Genomic DNA, 12,195 nt, shown 5'->3' on the forward strand with positions numbered 1-12,195 from the left:
TCCCGGTGTCGGCCGCTGATCAGTCGACCTCGACGGTGTCGCGCCGGCGACGGCGGGTCCGCAGGGCGAGCACGCCGCCGGCGAGCGCCAGGGCGCCCACACCGATGACGATGTCGAGCGGGCTCGTGCGGTCCGCCACCTGGCCCATGCCGCCGGTGTCGGGGGCACCCTCACCGAGGGCCGGGACGGGCGCGAACGCGACGGTCGCCGGCGCCTCGGCGACGGCGGCGTCCGCGACGACGGGCGGCGCCGGGTCGATGGCCGGCGTGCTCCTCGGGGCGGTGGCGCCGCCGGCGACGACGGGGCCGCTGCCAGGTGCGGTCGGGGCCGGGCTGGTGGTCACGGTGGCGGTCGGCGTCGGGATGGTGGCGGTGCCAGGGCGTGCGGACGTGCCGGTCGCCTCGCGCTGCTGCGTCGTCGGGCACTCGGTGGCGGGTGCCTCGTCGTCGAGCGACACCACGACAGAGAGGAACTGGCCGTCGGAGAAGGTGTCGCCGAGCGCGGGCGCCACACCGCGGTCGTTGGTCAGCGAGGCGGCGTCGACGTGGATCGGGTTCTTGCCGCCCTTGAGCACCTCGTCCGCACCGGGCTTGTGCACGTACTTGCAGACCCACACCTTGTGCGGGTCGCCGGGGGTCGCCGAGGCGGACGGAGCGCCGAGGCTCCACGTGCCCGCGGCGGCGAAGGTGGTGGCGACGAGTAGGGCTGCGGCGCGCGACGGCACGCCGGCATGGGTGGTTCTGGGCATCAGTGAGTGCGCTTCCGGGCAGGGCGGCACAGACCGATCGGGTCACGAGCCGCGAAGGTGGAGGGTGTTGTGACGCAAGGAAACTCAGTGACCGTGAGGGCGGCCGGCGAACCGTGGCGAGGCGCCTGGCGCCTCAGCCGAGGGAGAACATACACGACCCGAACACGCTGCGCCGCTCGGGAGAGTGTCGCGTGCGCCACCCCGCTCGGGAGCGTTCGCGGCGCTCCTCTGCGATGGTGGAGTCATGTCACGAGTCCTTCTCATCGGCGGCCACGGCAAGGTCGCGCTGCTCGCCGCCCCGCTCCTCGTCGCCGACGGCCACGACGTCACCTCCGTCGTGCGCAATCCCGACCACGTCGCCGACGTCCGGGCGACCGGCGCGACCCCCGCAGTGGTCGACGTTGAGTCGGCGTCCACCGAGCAGCTCACCGAGCTCGTCCGCGGCAGCGACGTCGTCGTCTGGTCGGCCGGCGCGGGCGGCGGCAACCCCGCGCGTACGTATGCGGTCGACCGCGACGCCGCCATCCGCTCGATGGACGCGACGGCCGCCGCCGGAGTCAGCCGCTACGTCATGGTGTCCTACTTCGGCGCGGGCCCGGATCACGGTGTGCCGCAGGACAACCCGTTCCACGCCTACGCGGACGCGAAGACCGCGGCGGACGCGTACCTCGAGGGCACCGACCTCGCCTGGACGATCCTGCGCCCGAGCGCCCTGACGCTCGACGCGGCGACGGGACACATCGCCGCAGGCGAGGGCGTCACGGCCGGGCAGGTCTCGCGCGACAACGTCGCCCACGTGATCCGATCGGTCGTGTCGCACCCCGACTCGACGTCGCGGCGCGTCATCGCCTTCAACGACGGGCCGTCGCCGATCGACGAGGTCGTCGGCGGTGCCTGACCCGACTGGCCCGCCGGATCCGCCTCGTCAGTGCCGGGCGACGTGCTCGGCGATGACGAGGTCCTGCCACGCCATGCCGACGCTCTTGAAGACGTTCGGCCGGTCACCGGCTCGGCTGACCCTTCCGAGCACGACCTCCTGGAGGGTCTTCACGTCGTCCCAGTCGATCGCGCCCTGCTCGGCCGCGAGGATGACGTCACCGGCCTCGCGGTGGGCGGTGGTGATGTCCTCGACGACGACGAGGGAGCGTCCGAGCAGGCCGGAACCCAGCTCGCGGCGGTGCGCCTCGTGCGACCCGATCGCCACGACGCACGCGCCGTCGGCCACCCAGTCGTCGCCGAGCACCGGCGTGGCGGCGGACGTTGCCGTGACGACGACCTGCGCCTGCCGCACCGCGTCCTCGACCGCGGCGTCGTCGACGGTCAGGGCCCGCACGTCCAGCCGCGCGCTGCCCCTGAGGCTCGAGACCCGTTGGGCGGTGGACCGGGCGGCTTCGGAGCGCCGCCCCACGACCGTCACCGAGGCCGTATGCCGGATGGCGAGCAACGCCTCCACGTGACCGACGGCCTGCGGGCCCGTGCCGAAGACCACGGCTGCCTCGACCTCGGCCGGCGCCAGCGCGTCCATCGCGACCGCCGAGACGGCCGGCGTGCGCAGCGTCGTGACGGCGGAGCCGTCGATGAGCACCGACGGGGTGAGGGTCTCGGCGTCCATCAGCACGTAGAGGGCCTGGATGCGCTCGAGGTCGCGCGCCGGGTTGCCGGGGGCGACGGACAGCACCTTGACCCCGGCCGACCGGCGGCCGACGGACGGCATGAGGAGCAGCTGCCCCTCGCCTGCGGGCACCGCCTGACGCAGCGGGTCGGCGGAGGGGTCGAGGCCGTCGGCCAGCGCCTGCCGCACCAACCGCCGGGCGCGGTCGGGCGTCAGCGACCGGCGAACCGTGGCGGCGTCGACCCAGCGTGGTTGTGGCATTGCTCGACTCTAGGGTGGCGCGACCCTCGGCGCGCCCGGGGGTGCTGCAGTGTCGTCGCCCGCCGGGGCGGCTCTCACGAGCGTGTGACCGGGACCGCCAGCACGACGCTGATGTGGTCGTACTCCTGCGAGGCCGCGTTCCACGAGCCGCTGCACGTCGCGAGCAGCAGCCGCTCGGGACCGCCGAAGTCGTAGAGGTGCTGCGTGGCGACCAGCCGGGGGTAGCCGCGGGCCGACTCGACCTCACGCCACACCTTCGCGATGCGGTAGGAGCAGACCGAGCCGTTGTCCTGGCGCAGCTGGACGAGCTGGCCCACCTGCACGCGCTCGGAGAAGTCCTCGTGGAAGATCGCGGAGCCGTTGCGGTAGGTGTGCCCGTTGGTGAGCACGGTGCCGCGGCCCGACCCGGGTCTCGGGCCGTCCGCGTACCAGCCGGCATTCTTGCGGTTGCTGGGGTTTCCCAGCGGCGGACGCCCCGCGGCGTCACGCGGAGCGCTCTGGTCCAGGCCGATCCGTTCGAAGGTCGCGTCGACACCGAGCGCAGGCATGACGAGGCGCCGGGGCTCGCCCACGCGGCACGACGACCGGGCGGTCGTGGGCGGCGAGGAGCGAGTTGCCGTCGACGGTGAGGGGGCCGGTTCGACGAGCGCGGGCCTCGTGGGCGCGGCCGCCTCGGTACTGGGCTCGGGCTGCGCCCTGAGGCTCGGCAGCAGCAGCGCGAGCCCCGCCGCGACCAGGAGGGTCGCCAGCGTCCACCGCAGCCAGGCCCGTCTCACCGGTTCGACATCCTCCCTGGTGCCCGGCCGCCGAGCTGGTCGGCGGCCGGGACTCGTGGGTGTGCGTCAGCCACGCGCGTGCTGCCGGCGGCGGCGCTCGGCCTCGGCTAGGGCGACGGCGATGCCGGCGCCGAGCAGACCGGGTCCGACGAGCAGGCCGATGGGCGTGCCGTCCCCGTCACCACCGGTGTCCGGTGCGCCGAGGCCCGGGACCGGGCCGGGGGTGCCCCCGTTGCCGCCGTTGTCGACGAAGCCGCCGTTGTCGACGACACCGCCGTTGTCACCGCCGCCGCCACCACCAGCAGGCGTCGTGGTGGTGGTCGTGGCCGGCACCGTGCTCGTCATCGTCGTGGGCGGCACGGTGTGCGTCATCGTCGTGGGCGGCACGGTGTGCGTCGTGGTCGGAGGCTGGGTGTGCGTCGTCGTGGTCGGCGGCGGCGTGTGGGTCTTGGTAGGTGGCACCGTGTGGGTCTTCGTCGGAGGCGTCGTGTGGGTCTTGGTGGGCGGCTTGGTGTGGGTCGTGGTCGGCGGCGTGCCGGCCGGGCAGGCGCTCTTGCCGGGGTCGGTGCCGCCGATCTTGATGACGACGGACTTGTCGTGCGCATCGGAGAACCTGTCACCCACGTGCGGCGCAGACGCCTTGCCCGTCAGGGAGGCCCAGTCCACGTAGATCGGGTTCTTGCCCGCCTTCAGCACCTCGTTCTGGTGCGGCTTCTGCACGTACTTGCAGACCCAGACCTTGTGGGGGTCGGTCGGGGTGGCGGATGCGGCCCAGCCCGTGCCGAGGGCGACAGCCCCCGACAACGCGAGTCCTGATGCAGCGATGAACGTCAACGTCGTGCGCGGAAGCAGCACTGATCTCACAGCCATGTCGTGTTTTCCCCTTGTCTTCGTGGTGGCGCCTCGTTGCCCCCGAGCGCCCTGACCCCGAGTCCTTGGACCATAAGCACAGTTGCGTCCGCGATAGAGGCTTAGGGTGAAGCAATTTCGTTGCCGCACAAGCGAATTGGGTCGCTATCCACCTAAATGACTCGAATGTCACCGGGCCTGAAGTCCCGCGCGGAAGCATGCGACGGGCCCTCGGGCGGTCGAGCGAGGGGCATCCGGCGACGGGCTCGGCGGCGGGCTGTGTGCGTGCCCAGCGGGGCTGGTCGTACGCTCGACAGGTCGTCCACACCCCGGGCGGCAGCCGTCAGCGACGACACGAAGTCAGGACACCATGGCGCTCAGCGTTTTCGATCTGTTCTCGGTCGGTATCGGGCCGTCGAGCTCGCACACCGTGGGGCCGATGCGGGCGGCGGAGATGTTCGCTCAGCGGCTGCGGGAGGACGGCGTGCTGGAGCGGGTGGCTCGGGTGCGCTCGCAGCTGTTCGGGTCGTTGGGGGCGACGGGGCACGGGCACGGCAGCGACAAGGCGGTGCTGCTCGGGTTGACGGGGGAGCGGCCCGAGTCGTGTGACCCGCGGGCGGTCGAGGGCCGGTTGGCGCAGATCCGGGCGAGCAAGCGTGTGTCGCTGTTGGGGGTGCACGAGATCGCGTTCGTCGAGGACGAGGACCTGGTGCTGCACCGGCGCAAGACGCTGCCGGTGCACCCGAACGGCATGACGTTCACCGCGCTCGACGCCGGCGGGCAGGTGCTCGCGGAGCGCACCTACTACTCCGTCGGCGGTGGCTTCGTCGTCGGAGGCGACGCGGATGGCGAGACGAAGATCGTCGCCGACTCGACACCGGTCGCCCATCCGTTCCGCACGGGTGACGAGCTGCTGGCGCACTGCAAGGAGACCGGCAAGTCGATCTCGCGGATCATGCTGGAGAACGAGCTCTCGTGGCGCACCGAGCAGGAGGTGCGTGACGGCCTGCTCGAGATCTGGCGCGTGATGAAGGAGTGCGTGCGCAACGGCATCGACACCGAGGGCGTGCTGCCCGGCGGGCTGCGGGTGCGGCGGCGCGCCCCCGAGCTGGCCCGCCGCCTGCGCCTGGAGGCCACGAGCGACGACCCGCTGCGCGGCATGGACTGGATCACCCTTTACGCATTGGCCGTGAACGAGGAGAACGCCTCGGGCGGCCGTGTCGTCACCGCTCCGACCAACGGCGCGGCCGGCATCATCCCGGCGGTGCTGCACTACTACGCGAACTTCGTCAACGGCGCGGACCGCGACGGGATCGTGCGGTTCCTGCTGACGGCGGGTGCGATCGGGGTCATCTACAAGGAGACGGCCTCGATCTCCGGGGCCGAGGTCGGCTGTCAGGGCGAGGTGGGTTCGGCCTGCTCCATGGCGGCCGGCGCCATGGCGGCCGTCATGGGCGGCACCCCGGAGCAGGTGGAGAACGCGGCCGAGATCGGGATGGAGCACAACCTGGGCCTGACGTGCGACCCGGTCGGTGGTCTGGTGCAGATCCCGTGCATCGAACGCAACGCGATCGCCTCGGTCAAGGCCATCACGGCCGCCCGCACGGCCATGCGCGGGGACGGGTCGCACGTCGTGTCCCTGGACAAGGTCATCAAGACGATGCGCGAGACGGGCGCCGACATGAAGGTCAAGTACAAGGAGACCGCCCGCGGCGGCCTCGCCGTCAACGTCATCGAGTGCTGAAACCCCGTGGGCACGCGAGGACGCCCTGCCCCCGCCACACCCACCCTGCAACACACCCGGTAGCGGTCAACCGCGCAGGGTTGCAGCACCGCGGCCTGACCGTTGTCGGGTGTGTTGCCAAGGGGGACGGCGACGGCCGGGGCCCCCTGGAGCAGGTGGAGGTCACATGGCGCGGGCGAGGCTGCGCCGCAGGGCCCACGCGCCGACGGCCAGCGCGGCGACGGCCATCGCCGTGAGCACCCCGAGCTGCGGCAGCACGTCGACGAGCGTGCCGTCGCGGCGCTGGATCTCGGCGAAGGCCTCGTAGGCCCACGCGTGCGGTGTCACGTGGGCGACCCCGCGCAACGTGTCGCTGAACACCTCGAGCGGAACCATGCCGCCGCCGAGACCGGCGAGCACCAGGCCCAGGCCGACCCCGAGCCCGCCTGCCGCGCCCTCGTTGTCGACGAGCGACCCGAGCACCATGGCGAGCCCGGCCGACACGGCACCGAAGACGAGCAGCACGAGACCCGTCAGCCAGAGGCTCCCCCAGTCGACGCCGAAGAGCACCGATGTCGCGACGACGATGTAGATGCCCTGCGCGAGAGCGATGACGAGCCGACCCCCGGCCTGGCCGAGCAGCACCTGGGCCGACGAGACGGGCGCCGCCATCGTGCGGGCGATGACGCCGTGGCGCCGCGCCTGGATGAGGGTCGCCGAGCCGGCGAGCGACGTGAGGAACGTGAAGAGCAGCAGCTGGGAGGCCGCGCCGACGTCGAACTGGCCGACACCCTGGAACTCGCGGGCCAGTGCGTCGACGTTCTCCACGCGCGTCGACGGCCCGGTCACCTGGGCACGCGCCGCATCCACGGCCGCCCGGGCTGCCGGCGCGGCGACCCCACGCCCGGTGAGCGCGGCGAGCTGGGCCTGGTCGAGCTGGAGGACGTCGACCGCTCCGCGCACGCGCTGCTGCACGGCGAGGGCATTGCTCGCCGAGCCGGGGACGACCTCGAGGGTGACAGGTCGTCCTGCGGCGAAGGCGGCGCCCGCGCCGTCGGGCACGAGCACGGCGACGGCCGCCCGGCCCCGCGACACCTGCTCGAGCACGTCCTCGCGCGAGCCGCTCGTGACCACCAGCCCCTCCGACTCCAGCTGCGTCGTCAGGGCGGCCACCATCGCGCCGCTCTCACCGGCGACGGCGACCTTGCCCGCCGTCGCTCCGCTGCCGAACTGCGCACCGATGACGAGCACGAGCACGAGCGGGAAGATGAAGACGAAGAAGAGGTTCGAACGGTCGCGCAGGAAGCGCCGCAGCTCGGCGGTGACGATGGCGAGCACGGGCCTCACAGCGCGTCCCCCCGGTCCGGCACCACGCGCGAGACGCCGACCATGACCACCGCGAAGACGAGGAGGACCAGCACCGGCACGCCGATGTCGCCGACGCCTCCGCCGCCGGAGGTGATGCCGAGCCCGCGGATGAAGGCTCCCACCGGGTTCGCGTCGAGCAGGGTGCCGAGCACCCCCCCGGCGTTGAGCGGGAAGAACGCGCCTCCGGCGATGCCGAGCACGAGGGCCACGATGGACTGCGCGACGTTCGACTGCTCGGCGGTGCGTGCGATCCGCGCGATGACGAACGTGATCGAGGTGCCTGCCGTGACGGCGCAGAGCACGAGCACCGCCACCGCGAGCGGCGACCCGAAGTCGACGTCGAAGAGCAGGCTGCCCGCGGTCAGCAGCACGGTGGTCGCGACGACACCGAGGATGAAGCTGACCAGGGCCTTGGCCGCCACGATCAGCCCGGGGCGCATCGGCATGGAGCGCAACCGCGCAAGGGTGCCCTGCTCGCGCTCGTTGACGAGCCCGAGCACACCGAACCCGACCGTGAAGAGCAGGAAGAGTCCGGCCTGGCCGGCGACGAGCGCCCCTGTCGTGGAGAGCTGCTCGTCGGACGCCCGACCCTCCGTGAGGGCGATCGTCGGGGTCGCTGTCGCCACCTCCCGGCCGATGGCGGCCAGGTCGGAGGCCGGCAAGCCGACCCTGCCTGCGGCCGTCGCGGCCACCGTGGCCGCGCGGTAGCGGTCGACGGTCCCGGTCACGACCGAGATGACGACGTCGTTCTCGATGCCGCCGCCCCCGTCGACCACGGTGACGTCCTTCGGAGCGCCCTGAAGCAGCGCCGCCCCGAAGCCGTCGGGCACGGTCAGCCCGAGGTCCGCCTCGTCATTGGCCACCAGCCGGCGCACGTCCGAGGGCGAGACCGGCCGCACCCTGACGTCGAAGCCACCGGCGCCGTCGATGTCACCGAGCGAGCGCAGCGTGCCGACGAGGCTCTGCCCCGCCTCGTCGCCGACGGGCACGGAGACGGCGACGGTGACCGGCGTCAGGTCGCGGCTCAGGAGATTGCCGATGACGAGGTTGAGCACACCCATCAGGGCCAGCGGCACCGCGATGCCGAAGAGGAAGACCGACTTGTCGCGGGCCCGCTGCCGCAGGTCCGAGATCGCCATGGTCCAGAGCGGGCGCATCGTCTCGTCCTCAGTCCCGCAGGGCCTTGCCGGTGAGGTGCAGGAAGACGGACTCGAGGTCGGGCCGGGTGATCTCGACGTCGGCGAGGCTCATCCCCGCGTCCGTCGCCCGGGTGACGACCTGCGCGACCGCGCTCGGCGCGTCACCGACGGTGAGGCGCAGCTCGCGCCGGTCGACGTCGACCTGCGACACCGACGGCAGGGCCCGCAGCGCCTCGGCGGCGGCGTGCGTGTCGCCCGTGCCGGAGAGCCGGATGTGGTCGACGGCCCCGGTGAGGCGGACGAGCTCGTCGCGGGTCCCCTCCGCCTGCAGGACGCCGCTGTCGATGATGCCGATCCGGTCGCAGAGGCGCTCGGCCTCCTCCATGTAGTGCGTCGTGTAGAGCACGGCCATGCCCTCGACCGACAGCCGCTCGACCGACTCGAGGATCTGGTTGCGTGACTGCGGGTCCACTCCCACCGTCGGTTCGTCGAGGATGAGCAGCGTGGGCCGGTGGAGCAGGCCGATCCCGATGTTGAGCCGGCGCTTCATGCCGCCGGAGTACTCCTTGGTCGGGTCCTTCGCGCGCGCGGTGAGGCCGATGAGCTCGGTGACCTCGGCGACGCGGGCCGTGAGCTGCGGACCGGTCATCCCCTGGAGCCGGCCGAAGAGCACGAGGTTCTCGCGGGCCGTGAGCTCGGGGTAGACGGCGAGGTCCTGCGGCACGAGGCCGATGTGGCGCTTGGGCGCGACGGCCGTGCGGCCCATCTGCTCGCCTGCGACGGTCACGGTGCCCTCGTCGGGCGCGATGAGCCCCGCGACCATCGAGATGATCGTCGTCTTGCCGGCGCCGTTGGGGCCCAGCAGGCCGTACGTCTCGCCCGCGGCGATGCGGAACGAGACCCCGTCGACGGCGGTCAGGTCACCGAACCGGCGTACGAGGTGGTCGACGACGAGCACGTCGCCGCGTCCTGTCGGCTCCGCTGTGGCCCCGTCCGTCCGCACGATGCCCTCCGCCCCGCTCGTCGACGCTTCCACTACCGAGCGTAGGAGAGTCACCGTGGCGGCACCCGGGACCTCCGTCACCCATCCCCGTGAGGTTCGACACCAGCGACGAGGTTGCCGGGGGCGTCAGCGGTGGTGGCTCTCCGACTCGCTCACCGGGTACACCTGCCCGGCCACGTGACGGTCGTACAGCTCGGGAGTGCCACCGCCGGCCCGCACGACCTCGGCGAAGAAGCGCCCCGAGTCGCGCACGGTGCGCTGCTGCGTGTCGTGGTCGAGGGCCACCAGCCCGAAGCGCGGGCCCTCGCCCTCGTTCCACTCCCAGTTGTCGACGAAACACCAGTGGTAGTAGCGGTCGACCGGAACCCCTTGTGCCCGAACGTCGCTCACGACCGACAGGTGCTCCCACAGGTAGCGCGACCGGAACGCGTCGGCAGCGTCCGCCGTGCCGTTCTCGGTCACCCACACCGGCAGGCCGTACGTCTCCCACGCCCACCGGGCGGTCTCGCCCATCCCGGCGGGGTAGACCTCCCACCCGAGGTCGTTGACGGGCACCCCGGGCGGAGTGCCGTCGTCGAAGCGCGTCACCGTGGTGCGCGAGTAGTAGTTGAGGCCGAAGAAGTCGGCGTACCGTCCCGTTCCCGAGCCGTCACCCTGCTTCGGTATGCCGGGTGGCCGGCGGAGCGGGGCCGTGAACTCCCCGGTCGTCATCGCACCCACGATCGCGTCCTGGAACAGGTGACGCATGGCGGGGGTCAGCAGCCGGTGCCACGGGTTGCGCGGGTTGCCGGGGCGGAAGGGCCGGAGGTGGTGGGCGACCCCCACCTTCGTGTCAGGTCCGGGCTGCAGGGCGTGGATGAGGGCGTACGCCCGCAGGTGCGCGGCCGCGAGCACGGAGTACACCCGCAGGCCCTCGCGGAGCGAGCGGTGGCCGGGTGGGAAGTCGCCGAAGACGTGGGCACCGGTGACGAAGACGTTGGGCTCGTTGACGGTGACCCACTCCGTGACGAGGTCGCCCAGCCGCGTCACGACCTGGGTGACGAACCGCTCCCACACCCACAGCGCGCCGGGCCCGAGCCACCCGCCGTCGCGCTCGAACCACAGCGGCTGGCTGAAGTGGTGGAGGGTCACCAGCGGGCGGATCCCCCTCTCGCGCAAGAGGTCCAGCTCGTCGCGGTAGTGCGCGAACGCTGCGTCGTCCCACTCGCCGGGCCGTGGCTCGAGCCGGGCCCACTCCACGCTCATCCGGTAGACCTGCACCCCGAGCGACGACATCAGCTCGGTGTCCTCGCGCCACCGGTTCCAGTGGTCGGTGGCGCGCCGCGGCGACGAGCCGTCACGGATCGTGCCGGGGCGGTCGGCCCAGTCGGTCCAGCTGCTCGCGACGTCACCGCCCTCGATCTGGGTCGCGGCGGTGGCCACGCCGAGCAGCACCCCGTCCAGCCGGAAGCCGTCCACGGTCGCCATGCCGGTCAACGTACCGGCCCGTCATGCGACAGACTGGCGCGCGTGGGTCACGTACCTGTCCCGGAGCACCGTGCCGCCGTCGAGCGGCTCCTCGGCGAGGGCGTCGTCGAGCGGGTCGCGCTCGACCGGCACGCGGCCGGTCGCCGCCTCGCCGGTGAGCTCGTCGCCGTCGACGACCTGCCACGCTTCGACTCGTCCGCCATGGACGGGTATGCCGTCCGGCCGGCCGATCCCGACCAGCGCACCTTCCCCGTGGTGGGGGACGTGCCGGCCGGTTCTGCGCCGGGCTTCGAGCTGACCGACGGCCAGGCGGCACGGGTCATGACCGGCGCCCGGGTGCCGGTGGGCACCGTCGCGGTGGTCCCCGTGGAGCGCACCGACGCCGCCCCGACCGGGCCGGCGCCCGCCACGGTGACCATCGACGCCGCGCCCACCGACGGCCAGCACGTGCGACTCCGCGGCGAAGACGTCTTTGCCGGATCGGTCATCGCCGCAAGGGGGTCCGAGGTGACGCCCGCCCTCATCGCTCTCGGGCGGTCTGCCGGCTGCACCGAGGTCGACGTCTGGGCTGCGACCCGGGTCGCCGTCGTGGCGACCGGGGCCGAGCTCGTGCGGGCCGAGAGCGACCCCGGGGCCGGCGGCATCCACGAGTCGAACTCCGACATGGTCGCCGCCCTCGCCGACGAGTCGGGCTGTGCCGTCGTGCGGGTCGAGGTCTGCTCCGACGAGCCCGACGAGCTGCGCGCCCTGCTCGACGCCCTCGACGCGGACGACGGTGTCGACGTGGTCGTCACGACCGGCGGCGTCAGCGCGGGCGCCTACGAGGTCGTGCGCCAGGTCTGCTCGCCGTTGCCGACCTTCGCCTTCGTGCACCTCGCCATGCAGCCCGGTGGCCCGCAGGGCCTCGGCCGCTACGGCTCGACACCGGTGGTGTGCCTGCCCGGCACCCCGGTCGGCGCCTTCGTGGCCTTCCACGTGCTCGTGCGTCCGGCGCTCGACCGGCGCCACGGCGCGCCCGTCCGACAGGCCGGCCGGGCGGCATACGCAGGCAAGACGCGACGGGCCCGCACGGGGCGGGTCCAGTTCGTCACCAGCGTGCTCGCACCCGACGGCACGGTGAGCGCCGCCGACGCACGACACCTCACGGCGCTCGCGGCCGCGAACTGCCTCATCGAGGTGCCCGCGGCGGTCGACCAGCTCATCGACGGCGACGACGTGGTCGTCCACCACCTGTGACCGGGACGTGTTC

At 72.8% G+C, this 12,195-nt stretch carries 11 protein-coding genes; 3 read left to right on the top strand and 8 right to left on the bottom strand.

What is annotated here, in order from left to right:
* Window positions 1–19: 19 nt before the first annotated feature.
* Window positions 20–748: a hypothetical protein gene (locus ACYVNR_RS12370; protein ID WP_458798886.1), complete on the bottom strand. Its 729-nt coding sequence runs from the start codon at window positions 746–748 to the stop codon at window positions 20–22.
* 244 nt (window positions 749–992) lie between these two features.
* Here ACYVNR_RS12370 and ACYVNR_RS12375 point away from each other — a divergent pair, with 244 nt between their 5' ends.
* The gene (locus tag ACYVNR_RS12375; RefSeq protein WP_461048324.1) at window positions 993–1,646 is read left to right on the top strand and encodes an NAD(P)H-binding protein; all 654 of its coding nucleotides are present in this window, start codon (window positions 993–995) and stop codon (window positions 1,644–1,646) included.
* 27 nt (window positions 1,647–1,673) lie between these two features.
* Here ACYVNR_RS12375 and ACYVNR_RS12380 read toward each other — a convergent pair whose 3' ends face one another.
* From ACYVNR_RS12380 to ACYVNR_RS12390, 3 genes are all read right to left on the bottom strand, one after another.
* Complete coding sequence (locus tag ACYVNR_RS12380) at window positions 1,674–2,621, bottom strand: ornithine cyclodeaminase family protein (RefSeq protein WP_461048325.1); 948 nt, start codon at window positions 2,619–2,621, stop codon at window positions 1,674–1,676.
* A 74-nt stretch (window positions 2,622–2,695) separates the two neighbouring features.
* Window positions 2,696–3,397 (bottom strand): class F sortase, encoded by a 702-nt coding sequence (locus tag ACYVNR_RS12385; protein WP_461048326.1) that lies wholly within the window; start codon window positions 3,395–3,397, stop codon window positions 2,696–2,698.
* Window positions 3,398–3,463: 66 nt separating this feature from the next.
* Window positions 3,464–4,267, bottom strand: a complete 804-nt coding sequence (locus tag ACYVNR_RS12390) for a hypothetical protein (protein ID WP_461048327.1) — start codon at window positions 4,265–4,267, stop codon at window positions 3,464–3,466.
* A gap of 349 nt (window positions 4,268–4,616) precedes the next feature.
* Here ACYVNR_RS12390 and ACYVNR_RS12395 point away from each other — a divergent pair, with 349 nt between their 5' ends.
* Complete coding sequence (locus ACYVNR_RS12395; RefSeq protein WP_045192852.1) at window positions 4,617–5,990, top strand: L-serine ammonia-lyase; 1,374 nt, start codon at window positions 4,617–4,619, stop codon at window positions 5,988–5,990.
* A 162-nt stretch (window positions 5,991–6,152) separates the two neighbouring features.
* On the opposite strand, the gene ACYVNR_RS12400 is transcribed toward ACYVNR_RS12395, so the two are convergent.
* The 4 genes from ACYVNR_RS12400 to ACYVNR_RS12415 all read right to left on the bottom strand — a co-directional run bounded on the left by ACYVNR_RS12400 (window position 6,153) and on the right by ACYVNR_RS12415 (window position 10,946).
* A complete protein-coding gene (locus ACYVNR_RS12400; RefSeq protein ID WP_461048328.1) occupies window positions 6,153–7,316 on the bottom strand; it encodes an ABC transporter permease in 1,164 nt (387 codons plus the stop codon).
* Entirely contained in the window at window positions 7,313–8,494 is a 1,182-nt protein-coding gene (locus ACYVNR_RS12405; protein WP_461048329.1) for an ABC transporter permease, read from the bottom strand. The genes ACYVNR_RS12400 and ACYVNR_RS12405 overlap by 4 nt, the downstream gene beginning before the upstream one ends.
* A 10-nt stretch (window positions 8,495–8,504) precedes the next feature.
* Window positions 8,505–9,479, bottom strand: a complete 975-nt coding sequence (locus ACYVNR_RS12410) for an ABC transporter ATP-binding protein (RefSeq protein ID WP_461048330.1) — start codon at window positions 9,477–9,479, stop codon at window positions 8,505–8,507.
* Window positions 9,480–9,605: 126 nt separating this feature from the next.
* The gene (locus ACYVNR_RS12415) at window positions 9,606–10,946 is read right to left on the bottom strand and encodes a glycoside hydrolase family 1 protein (protein ID WP_461048331.1); all 1,341 of its coding nucleotides are present in this window, start codon (window positions 10,944–10,946) and stop codon (window positions 9,606–9,608) included.
* 42 nt (window positions 10,947–10,988) lie between these two features.
* Here ACYVNR_RS12415 and ACYVNR_RS12420 point away from each other — a divergent pair, with 42 nt between their 5' ends.
* Window positions 10,989–12,182 carry a molybdopterin molybdotransferase MoeA gene (locus ACYVNR_RS12420; protein ID WP_461048332.1) on the top strand — a complete coding sequence of 398 codons (1,194 nt, stop codon included), beginning with the start codon at window positions 10,989–10,991 and terminating at the stop codon, window positions 12,180–12,182.
* The last annotated feature ends 13 nt before the right edge of the window (window positions 12,183–12,195 follow it).

The organism is Terrabacter koreensis (assembly GCF_054783315.1).